Origin of the sequence: Phyllobacterium phragmitis (assembly GCF_002980495.1) — a bacterium.
Taxonomy (GTDB): domain Bacteria; phylum Pseudomonadota; class Alphaproteobacteria; order Rhizobiales; family Rhizobiaceae; genus Paramesorhizobium; species Paramesorhizobium phragmitis.
In genome coordinates this window covers 205,725-230,476 of record NZ_PVBR01000002.1, presented here as the reverse complement: position 1 = coordinate 230,476, position 24,752 = coordinate 205,725, and the positions used below count along the sequence as shown (strand labels likewise).

21 protein-coding genes and 1 tRNA gene are annotated in these 24,752 nt (G+C 60.8%); 13 read left to right on the top strand and 9 right to left on the bottom strand.

The genetic code is table 11. The features are described from left to right. Positions 1–228 precede the first annotated feature (228 nt). Positions 229–843, top strand: a complete 615-nt coding sequence (locus C5748_RS03240) for a glutathione S-transferase family protein (RefSeq protein WP_105740651.1) — start codon at positions 229–231, stop codon at positions 841–843. A gap of 78 nt (positions 844–921) precedes the next feature. Here the strand turns inward: C5748_RS03240 and C5748_RS03235 are convergent, their stop codons facing one another. Further along, complete coding sequence (locus tag C5748_RS03235) at positions 922–1,131, bottom strand: cold-shock protein (protein WP_105740650.1); 210 nt, start codon at positions 1,129–1,131, stop codon at positions 922–924. Positions 1,132–1,385: 254 nt separating this feature from the next. Next, positions 1,386–4,871 carry a carbamoyl-phosphate synthase large subunit gene (gene carB, locus C5748_RS03230; RefSeq protein ID WP_105740496.1) on the bottom strand — a complete coding sequence of 1,162 codons (3,486 nt, stop codon included), beginning with the start codon at positions 4,869–4,871 and terminating at the stop codon, positions 1,386–1,388. A gap of 411 nt (positions 4,872–5,282) precedes the next feature. Between carB and ypfJ the strand changes: the two genes are divergently transcribed. After that, the gene (gene ypfJ, locus C5748_RS03225; protein WP_105740495.1) at positions 5,283–6,206 is read left to right on the top strand and encodes a KPN_02809 family neutral zinc metallopeptidase; all 924 of its coding nucleotides are present in this window, start codon (positions 5,283–5,285) and stop codon (positions 6,204–6,206) included. A 116-nt stretch (positions 6,207–6,322) separates the two neighbouring features. Here the strand turns inward: ypfJ and carA are convergent, their stop codons facing one another. Together carA and C5748_RS27750 are read right to left on the bottom strand one after the other, a co-directional pair. Further along, entirely contained in the window at positions 6,323–7,555 is a 1,233-nt protein-coding gene (gene carA / locus C5748_RS03220; RefSeq protein WP_105740494.1) for a glutamine-hydrolyzing carbamoyl-phosphate synthase small subunit, read from the bottom strand. After that, positions 7,555–7,800: a hypothetical protein gene (locus tag C5748_RS27750; RefSeq protein ID WP_146119466.1), complete on the bottom strand. Its 246-nt coding sequence runs from the start codon at positions 7,798–7,800 to the stop codon at positions 7,555–7,557. The genes carA and C5748_RS27750 overlap by 1 nt, the downstream gene beginning before the upstream one ends. Positions 7,801–7,840: 40 nt before the next feature. Here C5748_RS27750 and C5748_RS03215 point away from each other — a divergent pair, with 40 nt between their 5' ends. Further along, entirely contained in the window at positions 7,841–8,293 is a 453-nt protein-coding gene (locus C5748_RS03215; protein ID WP_105740493.1) for a GatB/YqeY domain-containing protein, read from the top strand. A 462-nt stretch (positions 8,294–8,755) separates the two neighbouring features. On the opposite strand, the gene C5748_RS03210 is transcribed toward C5748_RS03215, so the two are convergent. Beyond that, complete coding sequence (locus C5748_RS03210; protein WP_105740649.1) at positions 8,756–10,426, bottom strand: Na/Pi cotransporter family protein; 1,671 nt, start codon at positions 10,424–10,426, stop codon at positions 8,756–8,758. Positions 10,427–10,741: 315 nt separating this feature from the next. Here C5748_RS03210 and dnaG point away from each other — a divergent pair, with 315 nt between their 5' ends. The 6 genes from dnaG to C5748_RS03180 all read left to right on the top strand — a co-directional run bounded on the left by dnaG (position 10,742) and on the right by C5748_RS03180 (position 17,704). Further along, positions 10,742–12,787 carry a DNA primase gene (dnaG, locus tag C5748_RS03205; RefSeq protein WP_425350196.1) on the top strand — a complete coding sequence of 682 codons (2,046 nt, stop codon included), beginning with the start codon at positions 10,742–10,744 and terminating at the stop codon, positions 12,785–12,787. A 328-nt stretch (positions 12,788–13,115) separates the two neighbouring features. Beyond that, positions 13,116–15,134, top strand: coding sequence for an RNA polymerase sigma factor RpoD (gene rpoD, locus C5748_RS03200; RefSeq protein ID WP_105740491.1), 2,019 nt, complete (start codon positions 13,116–13,118; stop codon positions 15,132–15,134). A gap of 182 nt (positions 15,135–15,316) precedes the next feature. Next, a complete protein-coding gene (locus C5748_RS03195) occupies positions 15,317–15,610 on the top strand; it encodes a GYD domain-containing protein (RefSeq protein WP_105740490.1) in 294 nt (97 codons plus the stop codon). A gap of 69 nt (positions 15,611–15,679) precedes the next feature. Further along, the gene (locus C5748_RS03190; RefSeq protein ID WP_105740489.1) at positions 15,680–15,976 is read left to right on the top strand and encodes an HlyU family transcriptional regulator; all 297 of its coding nucleotides are present in this window, start codon (positions 15,680–15,682) and stop codon (positions 15,974–15,976) included. Positions 15,977–16,203: 227 nt separating this feature from the next. Next, positions 16,204–16,395 (top strand): hypothetical protein, encoded by a 192-nt coding sequence (locus C5748_RS03185; RefSeq protein WP_105740488.1) that lies wholly within the window; start codon positions 16,204–16,206, stop codon positions 16,393–16,395. Beyond that, positions 16,388–17,704, top strand: a complete 1,317-nt coding sequence (locus C5748_RS03180) for an alanine racemase (RefSeq protein ID WP_105740487.1) — start codon at positions 16,388–16,390, stop codon at positions 17,702–17,704. Before C5748_RS03185 ends, C5748_RS03180 begins: the two co-directional genes overlap by 8 nt. Positions 17,705–18,055: 351 nt before the next feature. Here the strand turns inward: C5748_RS03180 and C5748_RS03175 are convergent, their stop codons facing one another. Next, positions 18,056–18,868, bottom strand: coding sequence for a hypothetical protein (locus C5748_RS03175; RefSeq protein WP_105740486.1), 813 nt, complete (start codon positions 18,866–18,868; stop codon positions 18,056–18,058). A 254-nt stretch (positions 18,869–19,122) separates the two neighbouring features. On the opposite strand from C5748_RS03175, the gene C5748_RS03170 reads away from it, so the two are divergent. After that, on the top strand, positions 19,123–19,566 hold the full coding sequence (locus tag C5748_RS03170) for a YcgN family cysteine cluster protein (protein ID WP_105740485.1): 444 nt from the start codon (positions 19,123–19,125) through the stop codon (positions 19,564–19,566). A gap of 196 nt (positions 19,567–19,762) precedes the next feature. Here the strand turns inward: C5748_RS03170 and C5748_RS03165 are convergent, their stop codons facing one another. Next, a complete protein-coding gene (locus tag C5748_RS03165) occupies positions 19,763–20,518 on the bottom strand; it encodes an SIMPL domain-containing protein (RefSeq protein WP_105740484.1) in 756 nt (251 codons plus the stop codon). Between the two features lie 117 nt (positions 20,519–20,635). Between C5748_RS03165 and C5748_RS03160 the strand changes: the two genes are divergently transcribed. From C5748_RS03160 to C5748_RS03150, 3 genes are all read left to right on the top strand, one after another. Then, positions 20,636–20,712 (top strand) — tRNA-Ile (locus C5748_RS03160). A 48-nt stretch (positions 20,713–20,760) separates the two neighbouring features. After that, on the top strand, positions 20,761–20,961 hold the full coding sequence (locus tag C5748_RS03155; protein ID WP_199194687.1) for a hypothetical protein: 201 nt from the start codon (positions 20,761–20,763) through the stop codon (positions 20,959–20,961). 314 nt (positions 20,962–21,275) lie between these two features. Continuing rightward, positions 21,276–22,340 carry a DUF475 domain-containing protein gene (locus C5748_RS03150; protein ID WP_105740648.1) on the top strand — a complete coding sequence of 355 codons (1,065 nt, stop codon included), beginning with the start codon at positions 21,276–21,278 and terminating at the stop codon, positions 22,338–22,340. Between the two features lie 151 nt (positions 22,341–22,491). Here C5748_RS03150 and C5748_RS03145 read toward each other — a convergent pair whose 3' ends face one another. Continuing rightward, positions 22,492–23,889, bottom strand: coding sequence for an MATE family efflux transporter (locus C5748_RS03145; RefSeq protein ID WP_105740483.1), 1,398 nt, complete (start codon positions 23,887–23,889; stop codon positions 22,492–22,494). 134 nt (positions 23,890–24,023) lie between these two features. Next, positions 24,024–24,620, bottom strand: coding sequence for a bifunctional nicotinamidase/pyrazinamidase (gene pncA, locus C5748_RS03140; protein ID WP_105740482.1), 597 nt, complete (start codon positions 24,618–24,620; stop codon positions 24,024–24,026). Between the last annotated feature and the right edge of the window lie 132 nt (positions 24,621–24,752).

The following is a 24,752-nucleotide window of genomic DNA, read 5'->3' as shown; positions in this document are numbered from 1 at the left end:
ATGGCAGCTGTGGTTGGAGCCGCATGATTTCGCGGGGTTTTTATGTCGCAGTACGGGACGGATCGCAAGAAAAGCTTTGCTTTCAGGCTTCACAAGGCGGCGATTTGATATGCGTGTTGCCGAAAACAGCTGAACCATCAGCAATCCTTGATGAACAGTTCAGCCAAACTGATTGGACGGGAAAAGGCGCCCGTGACAATGCTCGTGGGGAAACTGGAGAACGAACCGATGCCCATCCTCTATTCACAGCCTGACTCAGGAAATTGCTACAAGCCGCGGCTTTTGATGGCGAAGCTGGGGATGTCTTTTCGCCATGTGACGGTGTCGGCGCTCGACGGTTCGACGCGCACGCCGGATTATCTGGCGAAGAACCCCAATGGCAAGGTGCCGCTGCTCGAACTGGATGATGGGCGCTTTCTCGCTGAATCCAACGCCATCCTGCTGCATCTCGCCGAAGGCACGCGATTTCTGCCGTCTGATGCCTATGCGCGCGCACTCGCCTATCAATGGCTGTTCTTCGAGCAGTATAGCCATGAGCCCTATATCGCCGTGCGGCGCGCGTTGATGGTCTATCCTGAGCGGGCAAAGGAAGCGACGCCGGAGCGGCTCGCCGCGACATTGGAAGGCGGGGACAAGGCGCTTGGCGTCATGGAAGCACAATTGCAGAAGACGCCCTATCTCGCCGGCGAGGAGATCAGCATCGCCGATATCGCGCTTTATGCCTATACGCATGAGGCGGAGCGCGGGGGCTTCGACCTGAGGCGCTGTCCCGCCGTGTCGGCCTGGCTCGGCCGTGTCGCCGCCGATCCGGGACATGTGCCGCTCGGCTGGCTGCCGGAGTAGAGTTCAATAGATCAAAACAAGAAAAAGGCGGGATTCCCCCGCCTTTTTCATTCGGTTATATCGCTGTGAAGCGGAAGATCAGGCAACCGTGAGGTTGTCTGCGGAGGACTTGCCGGAACGGCGGTCCTGCACGATTTCGTAGTTGATCTTCTGGCCTTCATCGAGGCCGCGCAGACCTGCGCGTTCGACGGCGGAGATGTGGACGAAAACGTCCGCGCCGCCCTGATCAGGCTGAATGAAGCCGAAGCCCTTCGTGCCGTTAAACCACTTCACTGTTCCCGTAGCCATGGGAAACTCCTTTGCGTCGTAAAAATAAAGGCCCGTATGGATTTGCATACGTGCCCGTGGATCGAGATTATAGAGAGGAGATCGTCAGGAAGCGCGAACTAGCCGCACGGGTCGCAAAGTCACTCGACCGAAATATCGATGGCAAAATTCTATGACACAATTGCCTTGATTACAAGCCGCCTCTGAACTGAATACAGGGCATATGTGGAGAGCCCCCTGCAGAAACGAGAGGGGGCCTTGCCGGTACGCACGCCTCAATTGAAATAATCCTGCACCGGCCGCACTTCCAGTGATCCGGCCTTCAGCGCAGCGATGGCCTCCGCCACGGCTCCTGCGCCGGCAAGCGTCGTATAATACGGCACCTTCTGCATCAGGGCGGCGCGGCGGATGGATTTGGAGTCGGAGACCGCCTTGGCGCTGTCGGTGGTGTTGAAGACGATGTGGACCTGGCGGTTGCGGATGGCGTCCTCGATGTGGGGGCGGCCTTCGAGAACCTTGTTGATCTTGGTCGCCTCGACGCCGTTTTCGGCCAAAAAGCGCTGGGTGCCGCCGGTGGCGAGCACCTTGAAGCCGATGCCGGCGAGGCGCTTCACTGCGGGCAGGATGCCGGCCTTGTCCTCGTCGCGCACCGAGACGAACAGCGTGCCATCGCGCGGCAGGTCGACGCCGGCACCGAGCTGTGCCTTGGCGAAGGCGAGCGCGTAATCATAATCGAGGCCCATGACTTCGCCGGTCGAGCGCATTTCCGGTCCCAGCAGGATATCGACGCCGGGGAAGCGGGAGAAGGGGAACACGGCTTCCTTGACCGCGATGTGTGGACGCGTCGCCAGATCGGGCTTGCCGCCGTAAGCGCCCAGCGCCTCATCGAGCGTCTCGCCGGCCATGATGCGGGCGGCGACCTTGGCGATGGGGCGGCCAATGGTCTTGGCGACGAAGGGCACAGTGCGCGAGGCGCGGGGATTGACCTCCAGCACGTAGATCGTACCGTCCTTGATGGCGTATTGGACGTTCATCAGGCCGCCGACATTGAGCGCCTTGGCGAGCGCCGCCGTCTGGCGTTCGAGTTCGGCCACCGTTTCCTTCGACAGCGTGTGGACCGGCAGCGAGCAGGCTGAGTCGCCGGAATGGATGCCGGCTTCCTCGATATGCTCCATGATGCCGGAAACGTAGGTGTCCTTGCCGTCGCACAGGCAGTCGACATCGACCTCGATGGCTTCGCTCAAATAGGTATCGAACAGCAGCGGGTTTTTGCCGAGAAGCGTGTTGATCTGGCCGGTCTTGTCGTTGGGATATTTCGCCTTGATATCCTCCGGCACCAGTTCCGGCACGGTGTCGAGCAGATAGCTCTGCAGGCCGCGCTCGTCGTGGATGATCTGCATGGCGCGACCGCCCAGCACATAGGAGGGGCGCACGACCAGCGGGAAGCCGAGATCGCCGGCGATCAGGCGGGACTGCTCGACGGAATAGGCAATGCCGTTCTTCGGCTGGTTGAGGCCGAGCTTCACCAGAAGCTTCTGGAAGCGGTCGCGGTCTTCGGCAAGGTCGATGGCGTCTGGCGAGGTGCCGAGGATCGGGATGCCGGCCTTTTCCAGCGCGTCGGCGAGCTTGAGCGGCGTTTGGCCGCCGAACTGCACGATGACGCCGACGAGCGTGCCCGCCGCCTGTTCCGCGCGCAGGATCTCAAGCACGTCTTCCGCCGTCAGCGGCTCGAAATAGAGCCGGTCGGAGGTGTCATAATCGGTCGACACCGTCTCCGGATTGCAGTTGATCATGATCGATTCATAGCCCGCATCGCCCAGTGCGAAGGCGGCATGGCAGCAGCAATAGTCGAACTCGATGCCCTGGCCGATGCGGTTGGGACCGCCGCCGAGGATGACGACCTTCTTCCGGTCGGAGACTTGCGCTTCCGAGCGGGTCTCGCCGGCAAACGGCGTTTCATAGGTCGAGTACATATAGGGGGTGGGGGAGGCGAATTCGGCGGCGCAGGTGTCGATGCGCTTGAACACCGGGTGCACGTCGAGGCTTGCGCGCAGCTTGGCGACATCCTCGGCATCCTGACGGGTCAGGCTGGCGAGGCGGGCATCGGAGAAGCCCATCGCCTTCAGCATCCGCAAATTTTCCTGATCCTGCGGCAGGCCATGCTCGCGGATGCGGGCTTCCATATCGATGATGCTCTCGATCTGTTCGAGGAACCACGGATCGATCTTGCAGCTTTCATGCACCTGCTCAAGCGACATGCCCATACGGATTGCCTGGGCGACCATGCGCAGCCGGTCCGGCGTCGGCGTGCCGATGGCGGCGCGGATGGCGTTCTTCTCGTCGCCGTCCTCGATGCCGGGGATGGCGATTTCGTCGAGGCCGGTGAGGCCGGTTTCCAGCCCGCGCAGCGCTTTCTGCAAGCTCTCCTGGAAGGTGCGGCCGATGGCCATGACCTCGCCGACCGATTTCATCGCGGTGGTCAGGATGGGCGAAGCGCCGGGGAATTTCTCAAACGCAAAGCGCGGGATCTTGGTGACGACATAATCGATGCTTGGCTCGAAGGAGGCAGGCGTCGCGCCGCCGGTGATGTCGTTTTCAAGTTCGTCCAGCGTATAGCCGACCGCGAGTTTCGCCGCGACCTTGGCTATGGGGAAGCCGGTCGCCTTGGAGGCGAGCGCCGACGAGCGCGAGACGCGCGGGTTCATCTCGATGACGATCAGGCGTCCGTCCGCCGGGTTGACGGCGAACTGCACGTTGGAGCCGCCGGTCTCCACGCCGATCTCGCGCAACACCGCGATGGAGGCGTTGCGCATCATCTGATATTCCTTGTCGGTCAAGGTCAGCGCTGGGGCAACCGTGATCGAGTCGCCGGTGTGCACGCCCATCGGGTCGAGGTTCTCGATGGAGCAGATGATGATGCAATTGTCCGCCTTGTCGCGGACAACCTCCATCTCATATTCCTTCCAGCCGAGAACGGATTCCTCGATCAGCACTTCCGTGGTCGGCGAGGCGTCGAGGCCGCGCTCGATGATCTCGTAGAATTCGGAGCGGTTATAGGCGATGCCGCCGCCGGTGCCGCCGAGCGTAAACGAGGGGCGAATGATGGCGGGAAGGCCGACATGGTCGAGCGCCTGGGCCGCCATGCCCAGGGCGTGGGTCATGTAGCGCTGCTTGCGGTCGCCTTCGCCGAGCTGCCATTCGGTTTCCAGTCTGTCGAGGGCGGTGTCGAGTTCGGCCCCGGCATGTTGGGCCTTCAGCGCCTTGCGCTGTTCCTCATGCGCCTTGCGGTCCTTGTTCTTGGCTTCGGTCGCATTGGCGAGCATCGATTTGGGCGTTTCCAGCCCGATCTTGGCCATGGCCTCGCGGAAGAGCGCGCGGTCCTCGGCCTTGTCGATGGCCTCGGCGTTGGCGCCGATCATCTCGACATTATAGCGGTCGAGCACGCCCATGCGCTTCAACGACAGCGCGGTATTGAGCGCGGTCTGGCCGCCCATGGTCGGCAGAAGCGCGTCTGGGCGCTCCTTGGCGATGATCTTGGCGACGACTTCGGGCGTGATCGGCTCGATATAGGTGGCATCGGCCAGTTCCGGATCGGTCATGATCGTCGCCGGATTGGAATTGACGAGGATGATGCGGTAGCCTTCGTCCTTCAGCGCCTTGCAGGCCTGGGTGCCGGAATAGTCGAACTCGCATGCCTGGCCGATGACGATCGGTCCCGCGCCGATGATCAGGATCGATTTGATGTCAGTACGTTTCGGCATGGTTCTATCCTGTAACTCGGCGCGCTGCCCTGAAAACCCGCAAGGGTGTTCCCGGCGAGTTGACAGCAAAATTCGTCTATGAGGCTAAGCGGGCCTTATAGGCAAAGGATCGTCGCGGCGTAACCCCCAAAAACACGATTATTCATCGTTTTCTTCGGCTTTGCTGCGGAATGTCGCGGCAGGAGACGTCCGGCAAAGGCCGGTTACGGAAAACCGGACACCGGCTTTCCGTCAGGCTTGTGGGTCTTGTTCCCACTCTCAAGCCCGCTCTTAAGAAAGAGAACACCGAGATTCCGGTAAGTTCATGCCTGAGACGGCTTCCCCTGCTAGGATGTGCAAAGGCTGGTTGTGAATGGTTGTATTTTGCGCCATTAATCCTTTCAAGAGCAGCCATCGAGGAGTGTCGATATCATGCGCTGGCGGGGTCGCAGGCAAAGTGACAATGTGGAAGATCTCCGCGGTGAAAATAGCGGTATGCAAGGCGGTCTCGGCCAAGGCGGCCTGGGCGGCGGCGGGCTCATCGGCCCGGCTTTCCAATTGGTGCGCAGCGGCGGCATTTCCGGGATCGTCATCTTGGTGGTGCTGTTCTTCGGGCTGAAAGCCTGCGGGCTCGATCCCTTGCAGTTTCTTCTGAACGGCAGTATTGCGCCGGTTCAGAACCAGAGTCGGACGTCGGGAGCGCCGTCACAGCAGCGCAATGACGAGATGACGCAGTTCGTCAGGACGGTGCTGGCGGAGACCGAGGATACGTGGAGCGGCATCTTCAAGGCGAATGGCAAGACATATACGATGCCGACCCTGGTGCTGTTCAACAGTCAGGTGCGGTCCGCATGCGGCTTTGCCAGTTCCGCCTCCGGCCCATTCTACTGCCCCGGCGACCGCAAGGTCTATATCGATCTGAGCTTCTATAACGAACTGGCCAATCGTTTCGGTGCATCCGGCGATTTCGCCCAGGCCTATGTGCTGGCGCATGAAGTCGGCCATCATGTCCAGAACCTGCTCGGCATCCTGCCGCGCGTCAATCAGATGCGGCAATCGATGAACGAGGCCGACGCCAACAAATTGTCGGTGCGCGTCGAGCTGCAGGCCGACTGCTTCGCCGGCATATGGGGCCATTACACCAATCAGGAAGGCATTGTCGAAAAAGGCGATCTCGAAGAGGCGATCAACGCGGCCCACCAGATCGGCGACGATACGCTGCAAAAGCGCACGCAGGGCTATGTGGTGCCGGAGACCTTCAATCACGGCACGTCGGCGCAGCGCGCGGAATGGTTCACCCGCGGTTATAATTCCGGCAAGGTCGATTCCTGCGATACATTCAATGCTGATATCTGACGGCTTCCACCGGCAATAAAAAAGCCGGCGGGTGACGCCGGCTTTTGGTGAGGCGGGAAAACTCAACGGTATCCAGAATTTGGCGCGATTTCCTGCGTTTTCGATTCAAGCCTGTTTCAGGCGGCGTGTGCCGCCTGCGGCCTTTCCAGCAAGGTCGGCTCGCCCTTCTTTTCGCGAATGAGGTTGAAGAATCGGCTGAAGAGATAGTGCGAATCCTGTGGGCCGGGCGAGGCTTCGGGATGGTGCTGCACCGAGAAAACCGGCTTGCCGGCAAGGCGCAGGCCGCAATTGGAACCATCGAACAGCGAGATATGGGTTTCGTCCACGCCATTCGGCAGCGAGGCCGAATCGACGGCGAAGCCGTGGTTCATCGAGACGATCTCCACCTTTCCCGTCGTGTGGTCCTTGACCGGATGGTTGGCGCCGTGGTGGCCCTGATGCATCTTCTGCGTCGTGGCGCCGAGCGCCAGTGCCAGCATCTGGTGGCCGAGGCAGATGCCGAACAGCGGAATGTCCGTCTCGATCAGCTTCTTGATGGTGGGTACGGCGTATTCGCCCGTCGCCGCGGGATCGCCGGGGCCGTTCGACAAGAAAATGCCGTCCGGATTATGCGCCAGCACGTCTTCCGCGGTCGCTGTCGCGGGCAGGACCGTGACTTTCGCGCCAAGCCCGGCCATCAGCCGCAGGATGTTGCGCTTCACACCGTAATCGATGGCGACGATGTGATAGCGCGGGGCGTCCTCGGCGGCATAGCCTTCGTTCCAGACCCATGGCGTCTCGTTCCAGACGGACGTCTGGCCGGAGGTGACGTCCTTGGCGAGGTCGAGATTTTCCAGGCCATGCCAGGCGGCGGCGCGTTTCTTCAGCGCCGGGATGTCGAATTCGCCTGAAGGGTCATGCGCGATGACGGCGTTGGGCGCTCCCTTTTCCCGGATAAGCGCTGTCAGCGCACGGGTGTCGATGCCCGAAAGCCCGATGATGCCGCGCTGTTTCAGCCATTGGTCGAGATCGGTCGCGGCACGGTAATTGGAGGGCTCGGTGACGCTCGCCTTGAAGACCACGCCGACGGCACCGGCACGGTTGGCGGGCGCCAGATCCTCGATATCCTCGCCATTGGTTCCGACATTGCCGATATGCGGGAAGGTGAAGGTGACGATCTGCCCTGCATAGGAGGGATCGGTGAGAATTTCCTGATAGCCGGTCAGTGCGGTGTTGAAGCAGACTTCAGCCTCGATCGCGCCGGTCGCGCCGACGCCCATGCCTTCGATGACCGTGCCATCCGCGAGAACGAGCAGGGCGGTGGGTTTGGTCGTCGTCCAAGGTGCGGATTTGTTGGCGGGGGCGGTCATCAGGCACTCCAGGGTCGGTTCGTGAACAGGGCTTGAAAGAAAGCCAGTTTCATTCCATATGACATGACAAAACGCGACGGGCCGATCAAGCCTGCCGCCGCGTGTCCATAACAATGTCCAGCTAGGCTTTGGACAATAGAGAAGCCGGACGCTTCGGTCAATCGTTTACGATAAACGCTCCACGAAATAATTTCATGAGGAGATTCAATTGTTTGCTGTTCAGCGGCAATTGATTTCGCGTTCACGAAGCGTTAAAATCCGGTAACCATATCAGGAGATACCGCCATGTTGCGCGATGAGATCGCCCAGGCACTCAATACCGCTCTCAAGGCACAGGACAAACGCCGCATTTCGACGCTCCGCCTTATCCTGGCGGCGCTGAAGGACCGCGATATCGCCAACCGCACCGCGGGCAAGGACCCGGTTTCGGATGATGAATTGCGCGTGATTCTCGCCAAGATGATCAAGCAGCGCAAGGAATCGGCGAATGTCTATGAGGAGGGCAACCGCCTCGAACTGGCCGAGGGCGAACGCGCGGAGATCGAGATCATCCGCGGGTTCCTGCCGCAGCAGCTTTGCGAGGCCGATGTCAAGGAGGCTTGCGCCAATGTCGTCGAGGAAGTCGGAGCCGGCGGCCTGCGTGACATGGGCAAATGCATGAACGCGCTGAAGGAACGCTTCCCCGGCAAGATGGATTTCAGCAAGGCAAGCGGCATCGTCAAGGACCTGCTTCAGTAAGCGGGTTATAGGGCTGGGATTCGGCGGCGGCTTGGAAACAAGCTGCCGCTTTTTGTTTGGGGGGGCGCGTGGGAGCGAATCTATCAAATGGGAAGCGTTTAACGCCTTCGAATCACTGGGGCGAAGGCAGTAGTCCTAATCCGATTCTGGAGCGGTTCATTTTTGGGTGAAAGCGTTGGCGCTTTTATTATTTGGAGTGTCTTGGAGATGATGCCGCAAAATGTGAAGCAGTTTTCCGCTTGGACCGTTCCGGAATGGGTCCTCGGGTCAAGCCCGAGGATGACAACTGGAGAGGTTTCCGCCAGTATCTAGCGTTGGCGATTGGCGGAAAACATCCCTGCAATCGTCATCCTCGGGCTTGACCCGAGGACCCATTCCGGAACATTGCCGCTCAATCCGCGATCAGACATTCAGGCCATTGATATTAGAGCGACTCCTGGTTCCATCAAAACAGGAGCCGCCTCAGCTCTGCGCCACATTCAGCCGCGTATCCCTGAGCAAGCCCTGTTCCTCGAGGACCGGATAGGCCATCGATGCCAGGAGGGAGTTGATCTGCTTGAGATCGCGGATGGTGTCGAGGTGGATCGAACTCGTCTCGACGCTGCGTGTCGTTCCCTCGCGCAGACGCGAGAAATGTCGCTGGCTGGTGTCCTTTTCCATGTCGCGCAGCCGGTCCTTCTCCTGCACGAGCTGGCGGGCGGTGTGACCGTCGCGCGAGACCAGCACGTTGAAGGCGAGATGCGCGTTGGCCAGGACGAAGGCATGGAACTGCGACAGCTCACGCCAGCCTTCCTCGGTGAATTCCAGCTTGCGGTTCATCTTCTTCTGCACGTGGGCGAGCATGTTGCGCACGATGATGTCGCCGACCTGTTCCAGCTTGACGCAGGCGCCGAGCAGTTCCTGCGTGCGCAGCGCCTCAAAATCGGAAAGCTTCCCGGTGGCGAGCCGGGCGAGGTAGAGCTTGATGGCGGCATGGCGCCGGTCGACGCGGTCATCGAGCGCCGCCAGTTCCTTGATGCGCGCCTGATCGGGTTTTTCGTAGAGATCCATCACCCGCTGCAGCATGATCTCCACGGTTTCGCAGACGCGCACCACTTCGCGCGTCGCGTTGGCAAGCGCCTGCGACGGCATGTCGAGGACGCTCGGATCGAGCGCGCTGACTTCCTCCGCCGCCATCGGCTTCGGCTGCACTTTCGGCGTGTTGAGATCGACCAGCGCCTCGGTGGCGCGCAGCACCACACTTGAGAGCGGGATGCCGGCGAGCAGGATGATGAGGTTGAACAGGATATGGGCGTTGACGATCTGATCGACGGGATCGCTGCCGAGCAGGCCCGCCGGCGGGCGGAAGGTCAGGAACAACACCAGGACGATCAGCGAGCCTGCGCCGCGCATCATCAGATTGCCGAGCGGCACGACGCGGGTTTCGGGCGGGGCATTGCGGGTCAGGATCGGTGCGATGATCGAAGAGCCGAGATTGACGCCCAGCACCATGACGATGCCCAGTTCCGGCTGGATCAGGCCGCGCGAGGCGAAGCTGACGAGGAGGATGACGCCGGCGATGCTCGAATGGAACAGCCAGGTGATCAATGCGGCGAGCAGGTAGGCGGTGATGGGATCGCCAGAGAGATAATTGACGATGATCGGCAGGATCTGGCTTTGCCGCAGCGGCTCGGTCGCCTGGCCGGTCATTTCGAGCGACAGGATGAGCAGGCCGATGCCGACCAGGATCCGGCCGTTCTGGCGCCAGTCGCGGCGTTCGGTGGTCATGAAGATGATGGTGCCGGCGAGAAGGCAAAGCGGCACGAGAAGGGTCAGATCATAGCTGAGGATCTTGACGACCAGCGCCGAACCCACTTCCGCGCCGCGCACGGCCATCAGCCCGGCAACGCCGCTGACGAAGCCGGAACCGACGAAGGAGCCGACGAGAAGCGTGACGGCGGTGGAGCTCTGCAGGGCGATGGCCATCGCCGTGCCGAAGCCGACGGCCAGGACCGGCTGCTTCATGACACTGCGCAGGCGTTGGCGCAGCCGGTCGCCATAGGTTCTTTCGACGCCCGTGCGCACCATGCGCGTCGCCCACAGAAGAAGGGCCACCGCTCCGGCCAGATGCAGCAAGACGACAGAACCGTTCACGAGATCATGTCCTTTCGGGTGGGCGCGACGGATGGGAGCCGAAGCACCCTTCAAATCAGTGTAACCTAACAGGAAAAAATATGTTCCGGCTAAACAGTTTTTACTTAAGAAGTGGTACCCGGAGGCTCTTTCCAAGAGTTCCCGTTACGCATGTGACAATTTTATGACATATGGATGACGGGTTGGGGTGAGATCGCACCTTCGGCGTAGCATTTGCGTGCTTCCTGCCGCGCGGGAGGTGTCGATTTGATGACCCGGGAATTTCGCGTGGGATAAACCAAACTCGCCGTTTGGCGAGCGGTGCCGTTGTGGCGTATGATGTCAGGTGGTCTTGAGACCATCAGGTTCCCCCAGAGCGATGAAAAAATGCGTTTTCCGCCTTCCTTTCTCGACGAGATACGAGACCGCGTGCCGATCTCGACGCTGATCGGGACGCGGGTTTCGTTCGACCGCAAGAAGACCAACGCCGCGAAAGGCGATTATTGGGCCTGCTGCCCGTTCCATGGCGAAAAGACGCCGAGCTTTCACTGCGAGGACCGCAAGGGCCGCTATCATTGTTTTGGCTGCGGCGTGACGGGAGACCATTTCAAGTTCCTGACCGATCTGGAGGGCCTGAATTTCCCCGAAGCGGTGCAGCGTGTCGCCGATATGGCGGGCGTGCCGATGCCGGCGCGCGATCCGGAAATGGAAAAGCGCGAGGCCGAGCGTGCCACGCTGCACGACGTCATGAATATGGCGGCGCAGTTCTTCGAGCAGCAATTGCAGGCGGCGGCGGGTGCGAAAGCACGCGCCTATCTGCGCGACCGAGGCTTGTCGACCTCGACGCAGCAGGCGTTCCGCCTGGGCTATGCGCCGGAAAGCCGCAATGCGCTTAAGGAATATCTGGCGGGCAAGGGCGCGACGCGTGAGCAGATCGAGGCTTGCGGTCTGGTCTATTCAGGCGAGGGCATCGCGGTTTCCTATGATCGTTTCCGCGACCGCATCATGTTTCCGATCGAAGATACGCGCGGGCGGGTGATCGCCTTCGGCGGACGTGCTCTATCACCGGATGCGCCCGCCAAATATCTGAACTCGCCGGAAACCGAACTCTTCCACAAGGGGCGGATGCTTTATAATGCGCTACGCGCGCGCAAGGCCTGTCAGCCGCAGGGCGGCGAACCGGCGAAAGCGGTCATCGCCGTCGAGGGCTATATGGATGTCATCGCCTTGGCACAGGCTGGCTTCGCGCAGGCGGTGGCGCCGCTCGGCACGGCGTTGACCGAGGACCAGCTTGAACTTCTGTGGCGGGTCAGCCCGGAGCCGGTGCTCTGCTTCGATGGTGATCAGGCGGGTATCCGTGCTGCGCACCGCGCCGTCGATCTCGGGCTTCCGGCGCTCAAACCCGGCAAGTCGCTGCGCTTCGCGCTTCTGCCGGAAGGCAAGGATCCGGACGATCTGGTCAAGGCGGACGGGCCGCAGGCGTTTCAGGCCGTGCTCAGGGATGCGCGGCCGCTTGCCGACATGCTGTGGACGCGCGAGACGGCGAGTGGCGTGTTCGATACTCCCGAGCGGCGTGCCGAGCTGGAAGCGCGGCTGCGCGAGATCACCGGGCGCATCGGTGAGGAGAATGTGCGGCGCCATTATGCGCAGGAGATGCGCGACCGCGCGCAGCAATTCTTCGGCCAGGCGCGGCAGGGTAACCAGAGGGGCAACCAGCGCGGCAATAACCGCAATGGCTATGGCCAGGGTGGATATGGGCAAGGTGGATACGGGCAGGGCGCTTATGGTCAGCGGGGCAGGGGGGCAGCATCAGGGCGGCTCGCTGTTTCCGAAAGCCTTGCCCGCTCGTCGCTGGTCAAAAGCGCCTCCTCCACATCGACGCCGCCTTTGCGCGAGACGGCGATCCTGCTCATCCTCCTCAATCATCCCAGGCTGATCGAGGAGGATTTCGAGGCGATGGCGGCGCTCGACCTGGAACATCCGCAGCTGCGCCGGATGCATCTGGCGATGCTTGATGCGATGGCCGCGGCGCATCTGCAGGACGGCGTGGAGATGCGCCAGGCATTGCGCGCCGCCGGCCATGGCGAGATGATCGAGACGCTGGAAGGCATCGTGCGGCGTGCCCGTGTCTGGACGGCAACGGAAAGAGCGGCGGAAGAAGATGCACGCGAAGCATTGCGGCAGGCGGTTCACTTGCATCAGCGCGCAAGAACTCTACATAAGGAACTCAGAGCGGTAGAAGCCGCGCTCATGGATGACGAAACGGGCGACGTTTTCGGGCGGCTCGTCGATATTCAGAACGAAATCCGCAAGGCAGAGGCAACCGAAGCACTGATCGAAGGATTCGGAATCCCGTCCGGACGACCGGCCGGCGGCTTCTGACTCGTGAGAAATGTACAAAATGATTCGCTTTTTTGGGGCGAATCATATGACTCGCTCTTGACGAGCGGCAAAAATGACGGAATCAGGACGATTTAATAATCGGATGAAAACGGAAAACTGGCAATAGCTCCGCAGTATTGATTGAAAACGGGCGGCGCGCCGCCTGAATACGCAAATCCTGCAATGCCGGAAACAGGGTTAATCGGTCATTAACAGGAAACAGCTACTCGCTGATCATGATGACGATGTGCAAAGCCCCAAATGGCGAAGCCGTCCGCGCCCTCTACCCTTAATAAGAAAAGCGACCGGGTCGCCTGGAGATGAATATATGGCAACGAAGGTAAAGGAAAACGAAGAAGCCGAAGTCGAGCGCGAAGGTGCAACCGATGGGCCGCTTCTCGACCTTTCTGACGACGCTGTCAAGAAGATGATCAAGGTCGCGAAGAAGCGCGGCTATGTGACGATGGACGAGCTTAACGCCGTCCTCCCCTCCGAGGAGGTGACTTCCGAGCAGATCGAGGACACGATGGCGATGCTCTCCGATATGGGCATCAATGTCGTCGAGGATGACGAGCAGGACGCCGACGCCGAACAGGCCGAGAGCGAAGAAGAAGCGGAAGGCGGCGAACTGGTCGAGGCGACCGGAACCGCAGTTGCCCCGACCACCACGAAGAAAGAGCCGACCGACCGCACCGACGATCCCGTGCGCATGTATCTGCGCGAGATGGGGTCGGTGGAGCTTCTGTCGCGCGAGGGCGAAATCGCCATCGCCAAGCGCATCGAGGCCGGCCGCGAAACGATGATTGCCGGGCTTTGCGAAAGTCCGCTGACCTTCCAGGCCATCATCATCTGGCGTGATGAACTGAACGAATCGAAGATCCTGCTGCGCGAGATCATCGATCTCGAAACCACCTATGCAGGCCCGGAAGCCAAGCAGGCACCGGCTATCGAGCGGGTGGAGGAAAAGCCGCGTGAGGACGAAAAGCCACGCCGCACCTCGCGCGACGATGACGACATTACCAATGTCGGCGGCGAAGCCGCGGTCGAGGATGATGACGATGAGGATGACGAGGCCAATCTTTCGCTTGCCGCGATGGAAGCCGAGCTGCGTCCGCAGGTCATGGAAACGCTCGACCTGATCGCCGATACCTATAAGAAGCTGAGGAAGCTGCAGGACCAGCAGGTGGAAAGCCATCTCGCCGCGTCCGGTTCGCTTTCGTCGAGCCAGGAACGTCGCTACAAGGAGTTGAAGGATCAGCTCATCTTGGCGGTCAAATCGCTCTCGCTCAACCAGAACCGCATCGAATCGCTGGTCGAACAGCTCTACGATATCAACAAGCGTCTGGTGCAGAACGAAGGCAGGCTCCTGCGCCTGGCCGAATCCTACGGTGTTCGCCGCGAGGATTTCCTGAGGGAATATCAGGGCAGCGAGCTCAATCCGAACTGGGTTGAGAAAGTCTCGACCCTGCCGACGCGCGGCTGGAAGGAATTCAGCAAGAACGAAGCCAGGGCAATCGGCGATCTGCGTACCGAGATCCAGAATCTGGCGCAGGAGACAGCGATTTCCATCGGCGAGTTCCGCCGCATCGTCAACCAGGTGCAGAAGGGCGAGCGCGAGGCGGCCATAGCCAAGAAGGAAATGGTCGAAGCGAACCTTCGCCTCGTCATCTCCATCGCCAAGAAATACACCAATCGCGGCCTGCAGTTCCTCGATCTGATCCAGGAAGGCAATATCGGCCTGATGAAGGCGGTGGACAAGTTCGAATACCGCCGTGGCTACAAGTTCTCGACCTATGCGACCTGGTGGATCCGGCAGGCGATCACCCGCTCGATCGCCGACCAGGCGCGCACGATCCGCATTCCGGTGCACATGATCGAGACGATCAACAAGATCGTGCGCACCTCGCGCCAGATGCTGCATGAGATCGGCCGCGAGCCGACGCCGGAGGAACTGGCGGAAAAGCTCGCCATGCCGCTGGAAAAAGTGCGCAAGGTGCTGAAGATCGCCAAGGAGCCGATCAGCCTTGAAACGCCTGTTGGCGACGAGGAAGATTCGCATCTCGGCGATTTCATCGAGGACAAGAACGCGCTTTTGCCGATCGATGCGGCCATTCAGGCCAATCTGCGCGATACGACGACGCGGGTGCTCGCCTCGCTGACGCCGCGTGAGGAGCGTGTGCTGCGTATGCGCTTCGGCATCGGCATGAACACCGACCACACGCTGGAGGAAGTCGGCCAGCAGTTCTCGGTAACGCGCGAGCGCATTCGCCAGATCGAGGCGAAGGCGCTTCGCAAACTCAAGCACCCGAGCCGCTCGCGCAAGCTGCGCTCGTTCCTCGATAGCTAAATCGAACGACAAAATACCCGGGAAAAGGGCGGCACAGGCCGCCCTTTTTCGTTTTTGCATGATGCGCAGAGTGTACTGCAAAGGATGCATGGCACTGCAGGGGCAAGGCTTGCTTGCCTGCTTAATCCAGCGGGGTCATACTGAGAACAGGCACAAGCGGGGGCACCGAAGGGAGGTGTACCGTGACGACCTACATCATGCTTATCAGCTGGACCGAACAGGGCATAAAAAACCTGCGTGATTCGCCGCGCCGGCTGGATATTGCGAAAAAAGAGCTCGAAGAGATGGGCGGTGCCTTCAGGGCGTTCTATCTGACGATGGGCGAATGGGACATGGTGGCCATATGCGAAGCGCCTGATGATGCGGTGGCGGCGCGCTTCGCGTTGCAACTCGGCATGACCAGCAATGTGCGAACGCGCACGCTCAAAGCGTTTCCCGAGGCTGCCTACCGCGAGATCATCGCCTCGCTCGGCTGATGGCTCATCGCCTCGACAGCGCCTGTCGAACCCGCTAGTTTGCCCATAAAAATCGAAAGCGAGGTGCGTATGTCCATTTTGAAGCGTCTTTTTGGCGGCGGCGGTAAAGAAGCCAGCGAAGCGGCGGCGGACGCCGCTACGACCAAGGAGGCCGAGCACAATGGTTTCCGCATCCGCGCCACGCCCTATAGTGAGGGCGGCCAATACCAGACCTGCGGCGTCATCTCCAAGGAGGTGAATGGCGAGATGAAGGAGCACAAGTTCATCCGCGCCGATAAGTTCGCCAGCCTTGATGATGCGATCAACGTCTCCCTTTCCAAGGGGCGCCAGATCGTCAACGAACAGGGCGAGCGAATCTTCGACTAAGTTCATTCCCGAGCGGGATTTTTGCGGCGGTGCTGACGCGGAAGCGCAGCGCCGCCGTTTTTGTTTCGGGGCCGGCGAATAGCGCGCGCACATTCGGCTGAAACGCCTCCATATGCCCTCAAACGAAAAATTTCACAGCCCTCTTGCCAGTCCTGAAATTCTGCATAGTATTTCGGGTGTCCAAAATAATAAGCGAATGTCTATTATATCAGACATACGGTACCACGATGATCGAGACGGCGCATCAAAAAGGGGAATTGCACCATGAAACTCGCGCTGAGGTCTATGACACGTTCAAAACCATCGTCTGTGGTTTGAGCGGGGAAGAACAGCGCAGCCTGTTCTTCACGACAGCGAACAAGACCTACCGCCTCGGCTGCGGCGAAACCCGAACATTACAGGACAAGGCCTATGTCTGACATTTCTCTTCTCCATGCCGGTGAGACGGCGACCATCGATGACCGCATCCGCGGCTTTCCCGCAGGCCATGCGCCGCTGCCGCTCGCGGAGATCGGCAGCCAGGGATGGAAACCCTATGACGGGCGCATGTCGCTGCCGCTGATTTCGCTGGACCGCGCGGCATTTACGGCAAATGCCGATCTGATGATGCGTTATGTCAGGGATCACGGCGTCGAGATCGCGCCGCATGCCAAGACGCCGATGTCGACGACGCTTGCCGGCGCGTTGCTGCGGGCAGGCGCATGGGGCGTCACGGTCGCCGATATCCGGCAGGCGGCGGTCATGCTTGCGGCTGGCTTCCGGCGTCTGATCCTCGCCAATGAGATCGGCGGCCCGGCTGCGGCCAGACGGCTGGCGTCGCTGCTCTCCGCTTATCCTGACGCAGAGTTCCATATCTTCGCGGATTCGCCTGAACTCATTGCCGCGCTTGCCGATGCGTGGACAGGGCGTGACGATCTGCCTGTGATCGGCATCCTGGTCGAACTCGGTGCTGCGCGTGGCGGCGCGCGGTCGCTCGATCAGGCTGTGGCGGTCCTCGATGCTGTCCTGGCGGTGAAGAATGCGGCCATCAGGCTTTCAGGCATCGCGGCCTATGAAGGGGCGGCGGCAACAGCTGACCCGGATGAAACCATGACGCGTATTGCCGGCCTGATGGCGTTGACGGCGGATTTCTACCGCACCGTGCGGGCACGCGTCGGGGGCGATGCGCCGCTGATCGTCACCGCCGGAGGCTCGGTGTTTTTCGATCTGGTGATCGGCGCATTACAGCCGGCCCTGGCGGGCGATCCTCACGTGAGGCTGGTGCTGCGCAGCGGGGCGATCTTCTTCCATGATCACGGCGTCTACGAGCGCGGTCTTGCCAGTCTCGATGCGCGGTCTGGTTTTACCATCGGCGGCGATATTGTTTCGGCGTCGGAGGGTTTCCGACCGGCGCTCAGGCTCTGGGCGGAGGTGCTTTCGCGGCCCGAGCCGGGGCTGGCGATCTGCGGCATGGGCTTGCGCGACGTGGCCATGGATCAGGGGCTGCCGCGTCCGCTGGCGCTTTATCGCGACGGGAAAAGCCTGCGATCGCTTTCCGGCGCGGCGGTCATCAAGCTCAACGATCAGCACGCCATCGTCAGCCTTGGCGGCGAAATGGATGTCGCTGTCGGCGACGTGGTGGAGTTCGGCATCTCGCACCCTTGCACCTGCCTCGACCGCTACGCGCTCATCTACGGGCTCGACGAGGCACAGACCGTCACGGCTGCATACGCGACCAGTTTCGGCTGACACGACACCTCTCTTCCAACGACCAAGAAGGGCCATCGTCTGAGCCAGGCCGTCAGCGATGGCGGGCTCGTCCACATCGCCGGTCAGGCTCCGGTCAATCCCAAGAGGAAATAACCCAATCGGGATCAGCGTGTCCATATCTGTAAAGGCTGCCAAAAAAGGAGTGCCTGACCGGATGAGACTGAAGGGAGCGGGAGGCCCGATCAGCCTCCCGCATCCGATGGCATCACTTGCTCGCCATGGGAGCGATCAGCGGCGTGATGTGGCGGATGACGGAGAGGGAGCCTCTGCGGGAGGCTGTTCCGCCCCGGTGCCGTCATCGGTCGCGGGGGCATCGGGTTCGGGCATCGGCTATTCCGCTTGATCGGCGGGCGGCGGAGGGACTGCCTGTTCGGGTGTGGTGGATTGCTCCGGCGCGGGCTGCGCCGGTGCCGGGGCAGATTCTTCGGCATCTTCAGCCAGCGGGCTTTCCGGAGCGGGCGTCGGCGCGGCCTGTTCCTGCTGCCTCACGGCCCTGTCGACCTGCCGCTTGGCCTGTTCGGCAGCCTTTGCCGCTTCTTCCTCGGCGGCTTTCTGGGCAGCCCTGGTCTCGCGCTTTGCCCGTTCCGCCGCCTTCTCCTGGGCTTCTTCGGTTTCCCGGATTTCGGCGTCCGTTGCCTTTTTCGCTTCTTCGGCCCGCTTTTCCGTCTCTGCTTCAGCTTCCCGCTGTGCTTCTTCGGTTACGCGCTTGGCCTTCTCGTCCTGCGCCCGCTTCTCGGCTTTCTCGACCTGTTTCGCCGCTTCCCGGTCGGCCTGGCGGCGGGCCTTTTCCTCGACCTGCTTCTGCGCTTCGGCGGCTTCTTCAGCCGCCCTGTCGGCTTTTCGCTTGGCGTCCTGTTGCGTCGCGCGCTGTTCTTTCAATTGCTGCTCGGCTTCCTCCTGCGCAGCCTGTTTCGCCTGCTCGGCCTGGCGCGCGGCCTCTTCCTCCTGCTGCTTGCGCAGTTCGTCCGCTTGCGGATCGACGGCCGGCAGTTCCCCTTCCTGCTGGGCCAAAAGGATGCGGTTGCCCGTCTGTTGGACGGTGTCCTGGGTGGCGGGACGATGAAGCGGCGCATGTATTTGCGCGCCAGCGGGGCCGGCGAGCAGCATGGCGGTCGAGGCAAGCAGAATGGCGGAACGTTTCATCGGATTTTCCTTGGACTTTCAGAGGCGGGCGGCTGTGCTCGAACTGCATGCGGTGTGCATTCCGTGATTCTCGTTTTTTATTCTCATTGATGCCAGGGCCTGACAAACGAATATGACTGTACTTTGTTCCGTTCCGGTACCTGGGCAAGATGGTGCCATCTTTGCCGGTCAAATCTGTCCCGTTGATGAAACATCCGTTCATCCCCAGGTCATCTTGACTGGACGAAGGGGCCCTATCGCTGTATCTCGCCGGCATGACGCGACCATTTTGGCAGACGAAGACGTTGGAGGAACTCAGCCGCAAGGAATGGGAAAGCCTTTGCGACGGCTGCGGCCGGTGCTGCCTGCACAAGCTGCAGGACGAGGATACGGACGAGATCTACCTGACGAGTGTCGCCTGCACGCTGCTCGATGCGGATACATGCCAGTGCTCCGATTATCCGGACCGCAGGAAAAAGGTGCCGGATTGCGTCTTCCTGACGCCCGAGATCGTCCACGAATCCGCTTGGCTGCCCAAGACCTGCGGCTATCGGCTGGTTGCGGAAGGGCAGGACCTCTATTGGTGGCATCCGCTGGTGTCGGGTGATCCGAATACGGTGCATGAGGCGGGCATCTCGGTCCGCGGCAAGGTCACGGCCTTCGACCACGATTTGGAATCCGAGGACGATTTCCTCGCGCACATGACGGGAACCGGCTGACCTCCGCGCGGTGGACGACGGCATGGCCATCGCCGCAACGTGGTCTTCGCACGCGCTCCCGGATGCCCGATCATCCGTTGAGGGATAGGAACCCGAGAAAGCAAACGGGACACCTTTTTCATTTGCGGTGATACTGTGGAAATCTGCTTGAGAAAAGCTGGGAACCGGAAACCGATTCCCAGCTTCCCGGATTTGCTTACTGCTTCAGTTCGAAAGTGACGTTCACCGTCACGTTATAGGTGTTTTCACCTGCCGCGACCGGCACCGCATCGGCGGATTGTGCCTCTGCCATCATCATCTTGTTGCGGGCTAAGGAGACGGGCCGCGGGCGGAAGGACTGCTCGCTGATCTCGATCACGCGGCCAAGGCCGACACCGGCGGCATCCGTCAGCGTCCTCGCCTTGGTGAGGGCATCCGCCATCGCGCGCTTGCGCGCCTCGTTGATGGTGGCGGCAGGATTGTCGTTGGTGAAGCGCAGGTCGCCGCCCTGGTTGACGCCGAGGGTGACCGACTGGTCGAGCACGGTTCCGACCTTGTCGAGATCGCGCACCCGCACGGTGAGCGAATTGGTGACGGTGTAGCCGGTGATCTTCGGCTCCTTCAGGCCGTTCTTGTCGTCGGGATAGACATAGCGCGGCTGGATATTGACGCCGGCAGTCTGGAGATCGCGCTCCTCGATGCCGGCTTCCTTCATGGCGGCGAGAACCTTGCCCATGGCCTCGTTATTGGCGGTCATGGCATCGCGGGCGGTATCGGCCTCGCGCAGCACGTTGAGCGTGAGTATAGCCATGTCAGGCGCTGCCGTCGTCTCGCCTTCGCCGGTGACCATGATACGCGGCACGGGCTTGGACATGTCATTCTCCTGGGCCATGGCGGGAAGCGATGCTGCGCCGATGAGCGCGGCGGCGAAAAGCGCTGATCCGAAAAAAGCCGGTGTTGCCTTGCAAGTCATGAAGAAAGCTCCAATTGAAAAAATGTCCCAACCACGCATGCGTCGCAAGCGAATATGTGCGTAATAGGGCAAAACGCTTGTTTACGCGAGACGTTTAGGCTAGGGCAGTGACGCGTGGGGCCTGTAGCTCAATTGGTTAGAGCCGGCGGCTCATAACCGCTTGGTTGGGGGTTCGAGTCCCTCCGGGCCCACCATTTACTTAAGTGTTTAATTTTATTGATGTTGGCGCTAAGCGTGTAGCTATGCGTGATGCAAAAACTTACTGCGCAATTCTGCTCGATGATAACAACCGCAAGCCGATCATTCGCATGCATTTCAATCGGGGTACAAAATACATCGGCCTTTTCGATGGTGACATCGAGGATCGGGTGCTTGTTGAGTCCTTGGACCAAATTTACGAGTTTGGTGATCGCACCAAGGTAGCGGCTCAAAAATATGGCTGATCACGCGATTTGGCGGGGACATTGATCGAATAGTCATCATCACCTGACACAAAATGGACCTGACAGAAATCTGACACGGGGCGGTCGAGTGCGGCCTCGGGGCGGCCCAAGCATCCGAGGGCAGCAAAGCGATGCGGCAGCGGAAATCGTCCGCCATCCCTTGTTCATGCGCGGCTCCATCTCCAGATAAGGCGGGTAACGGTTTCGTGAGGGGCAGTCGTGCGGCCGTTCATCGTTATGCCACAGGCTTGCCCCCGGAATTTCTACCGCCGATGGGTCATGTGCGGATTTTCGTTTCGTTTCAGTGGATTGTCATGGCCATTTTTCGTTACTTCATCTGGGCCTTCCTCTTCACGATCATCGGCCTGGCTCTCGGAGCATGGCTTGGATATTCGACGACAGGCACTATCCAAGGGGCCATTTCGGTCTTCATCATCTGCCTTGTGCTGGGCATCCTGGAAATTTCCCTTTCCTTCGACAATGCCATCGTCAATGCGCGCATCCTGCGCGACATGACGCCCGCCTGGCAGCACCGCTTCCTGACATGGGGCATCATCATCGCCGTTTTCGGCATGCGCATCATCTTTCCGCTCGCCATCGTCGCCATCGCGGCCTGGATCGATCCGATCTCGGCAATACGCCTGGCCATCTGGCAGCCCGCCGAATATGCGCGGATCATCGGAGAAGCGCATACGGGGATCGCCGCCTTTGGCGGGAGCTTCCTGATGATGGTGGGGATGAAATATTTCTTCGACGTCGAGAAGGAGGTGCACTGGATCAAGGTACTGGAAAGCCGCATGTCGAAATTCGCGTCCGTGCAGGGCGTGGAAATCGGTATCGTGCTGGTGCTGATCCTGTTCTTCTCCGCGCAATTGCCGGAGGCCGAGGCCGATACGTTTCTGACCGCGGCGATCTACGGGCTTCTGACGTTCCTCGCCGTGGAGGGGCTTGGTGAAATCCTCGATGCCACGCAGGAGCAGATGGAGGCCGTGCGCAAGGGCGGTCTCGGCGCGTTCATCTATCTCGAAGTGCTCGACGCCAGCTTTTCCTTCGACGGCGTGATCGGCGCCTTCGCGCTTTCGACCAATCTTTTCGTGATCGCCATCGGGCTTGGCATCGGCGCTTTCTATGTGCGCTCGCTGACCATCATGCTCGTCGAGAAACAGACGCTCGGCCAGTACCGCTATCTCGAACATGGCGCTTTCTACGCCATCCTCGTTCTCGCCGTGATCATGTATGCCCAGACACTGGTGCACATTCCCGAAGTCATCACCGGGCTGATCGGCGCGGCGCTGATCCTGTTTTCGCTGATCTCGTCCATGCGCTATAACCGGGCTCATCCGGAATGGCAGGCGGAAGAGGAGGCGCACGGACGGTAACGGTCCGTTACGCCTTTACGCTAGTGGATTGACTCCGACGCTTCGCTCCCGCGAAGCGTCGGCCCAACCACTAGATAACCTTTTGTTTGTGTTTGTTTCTTTTACACATTTGCGTCCAATTCCATCGGACTCAAATGTTAGAAACAAACCACTAGCTCAGCTCCGCCGGCGCCCATTTCCCGCGGGTGACCCAGCGCCAGAGCAGGAGCGCGGCCACAATGGCGAGGCCGATGAACAGGCCCATCCATATGCCCGCGCCATTCAATCCCATCCAGAAGGCCAGATAGATGCCGAGCGGGACGCCGATGCCCCAATAGCCGATCGCGGCATAGATCATCGGTATCGTCGTATCGTGAAGGCCGCGCAGCATGCCGCTGCCGACGGCCTGGGCGCCATCGGCGATCTGGAAGAGTGCTGCGAAGGCCAGGAAGGTGACGGCGTGGGCGATCACCTCCGCATTCTGCGGGGCGTGAACATCGATGAAGGCGCTGATGAGAAGGCGCGGCACGAGCACCATCACAAGGGCGGCCAGCATCATGAAGCCGATGCCGAGCGCATAGGCGGTCCAGCCGGCACGGCGCACACCCTCCTTGTTGCCGGCACCGAGAAAGCGCCCGACGCGGACGGTCGCCGCCTGGCCGAAGCCGAGCGGTACCATGAAGGTCAACGAACAGATCTGGATGGCGATGGCATGTGCCGCCAGCGACGACGCGCCGATCAGGCCCATCAGCAGGGCGGCGCCATTGAAGACCGAGACTTCGAAGACGATGATCGCCGCGATAGGCAGGCCGAGCCGCAGGATCTGGCGGAAGCGCGGCCAGTCGGAACGCCAGAACCGACCAAAAAGCCGATAGCGGCGGAACTGTTTTTCCCTGAGCACGACAATCGCGAGGCCTGTGAACATCAGGCTGCTCGAAAGCGTCGTGGCCAGTCCTGAGCCGACAACGCCAAGTGCTGGAAAACCGAGCTTGCCGAACATCAGGCACCAGTTGGCCAGCGCGTTGAACGGCACGGCGAAGGTGACCACGATCATGGCCCAGCCGGGGCGCTCGAATGCCGAGATGAACGAGCGCAGCACGATATAGCCGTAGAACGGAAAAAGGCTCCACTGCAGCGTTTGCATATAGCGTCCGGCCTGGTGCGCGAGATCCGGCCTCTGCCCCATCAGGAGCAGGATCGCTTCGGCATGCCAGAGCATGAACCACAGCGGCACGGAGACGAACAGCGCCACCCACAGGCCCTGGCGCACGGTGCGCCTTATCTCGCGCACGGAATGGCGGTTCGCCCCGAGTTCCCGGGCGAGCATGGGAGAGGTGGCGAGAATGAGCCCCATGCCGAAGAACATCGGCGTGTAATAGAGGTTGGAGCCAAGTGCGCCGGCGGCGAGCGCATTGGGGCCGATCCAGCCCATCATCATCACATCGGTTGCCGTCATCGCGGTCTGGGCGAGATTGGTCAGGACCATCGGCCAGGCAAGCGCCAGCATGGCGCGCGCCTCATGCCAGAAAGTATCGATGCTGCGCAATCGCGCTTCGGTGATGGTGGTCATTGCAATAAACCGGAAAAGGCCCGTGAAGAACGGGGAGAGTCATGGTGCCGGCGGCTACGGTGTTCCCGCAAAGAGCGGTTGCTCCGAGGAGATGGAAAGCCGTTGAGCGCTGGCGGTTTAGGGCTGGCGTGGGCTCAGGCGAGCGTGACGCCTGCTCCGCGCATTCGGCCGATCATCTCCGCCATCGACCCCGCGAGGTCGATGCCGCGGCTCGCTTCGAGAAGCACCGTGACGGCAAAGCCTTGTCCGATCGCGTCGAGCGCCGAATAGGCCACGCAGAAATCCGTCGTCAGCCCGGCAATCGTCAAATGCCGGATGCTGCGCTCGCGCAGATAGCCGCCGAGCCCGGTGGGGGTGATGTGGTCGTTCTCGAAAAATGCCGAATAGCTGTCGATCGCCGCGCGGAAACCCTTGCGCACCACCAGTTCCGCTTTGGTCCACTCGAGTTGCGGGTGGAAATCGGCGCCGGTGCTTCCCTGGATGCAGTGGTCGGGCCAGAGCTTCTGCTCGCCATAGGGCATGGCCACCGTTTCGAACGGGCTCTTGCCGGGATGGCTCGAAGCGAAGCTGGAATGGCCGGCTGGATGCCAGTCCTGCGTCAGGATGACGTGCTCGAACTGTTGAACACGGCGATTGAGCTCTGGAATGATCTCGCCGCCGTCGACGGCCAGCGCACCGCCGGGGCAGAAATCATTCTGCACATCGATCAAAATCAATGCTTCTTCCGCCATTTCAGCCTCCTGCAACGCGTTTCCAAAGCGGTTTCGATCCAAAAAACCGGAAAGCCGCCCACATTCCTGATTTGCTCTGCTTTTTTCTGGAAGAAGAGGTGCGTCAGAAATGCCGTTTCGTCAACTGACAGA

Bases quoted from the DNA above. Each gene is read 5' to 3' on its own strand.
- C5748_RS03240 (WP_105740651.1), top strand. From the start codon at position 229: ATGCCCATCCTCTATTCACAGCCTGACTCAGGAAATTGCTACAAGCCG.
- C5748_RS03235 (WP_105740650.1), bottom strand. From the start codon at position 1,131: ATGGCTACGGGAACAGTGAAGTGGTTTAACGGCACGAAGGGCTTCGGC.
- carB (WP_105740496.1), bottom strand. From the start codon at position 4,871: ATGCCGAAACGTACTGACATCAAATCGATCCTGATCATCGGCGCGGGA.
- ypfJ (WP_105740495.1), top strand. From the start codon at position 5,283: ATGCGCTGGCGGGGTCGCAGGCAAAGTGACAATGTGGAAGATCTCCGC.
- carA (WP_105740494.1), bottom strand. From the start codon at position 7,555: ATGACCGCCCCCGCCAACAAATCCGCACCTTGGACGACGACCAAACCC.
- C5748_RS03215 (WP_105740493.1), top strand. From the start codon at position 7,841: ATGTTGCGCGATGAGATCGCCCAGGCACTCAATACCGCTCTCAAGGCA.
- dnaG (WP_425350196.1), top strand. From the start codon at position 10,742: ATGATGTCAGGTGGTCTTGAGACCATCAGGTTCCCCCAGAGCGATGAA.
- rpoD (WP_105740491.1), top strand. From the start codon at position 13,116: ATGGCAACGAAGGTAAAGGAAAACGAAGAAGCCGAAGTCGAGCGCGAA.
- C5748_RS03190 (WP_105740489.1), top strand. From the start codon at position 15,680: ATGTCCATTTTGAAGCGTCTTTTTGGCGGCGGCGGTAAAGAAGCCAGC.
- C5748_RS03185 (WP_105740488.1), top strand. From the start codon at position 16,204: ATGATCGAGACGGCGCATCAAAAAGGGGAATTGCACCATGAAACTCGC.
- C5748_RS03180 (WP_105740487.1), top strand. From the start codon at position 16,388: ATGTCTGACATTTCTCTTCTCCATGCCGGTGAGACGGCGACCATCGAT.
- C5748_RS03175 (WP_105740486.1), bottom strand. From the start codon at position 18,868: ATGAAACGTTCCGCCATTCTGCTTGCCTCGACCGCCATGCTGCTCGCC.
- C5748_RS03170 (WP_105740485.1), top strand. From the start codon at position 19,123: ATGACGCGACCATTTTGGCAGACGAAGACGTTGGAGGAACTCAGCCGC.
- C5748_RS03165 (WP_105740484.1), bottom strand. From the start codon at position 20,518: ATGACTTGCAAGGCAACACCGGCTTTTTTCGGATCAGCGCTTTTCGCC.
- C5748_RS03155 (WP_199194687.1), top strand. From the start codon at position 20,761: ATGCGTGATGCAAAAACTTACTGCGCAATTCTGCTCGATGATAACAAC.
- C5748_RS03150 (WP_105740648.1), top strand. From the start codon at position 21,276: ATGGCCATTTTTCGTTACTTCATCTGGGCCTTCCTCTTCACGATCATC.
- C5748_RS03145 (WP_105740483.1), bottom strand. From the start codon at position 23,889: ATGACCACCATCACCGAAGCGCGATTGCGCAGCATCGATACTTTCTGG.
- pncA (WP_105740482.1), bottom strand. From the start codon at position 24,620: ATGGCGGAAGAAGCATTGATTTTGATCGATGTGCAGAATGATTTCTGC.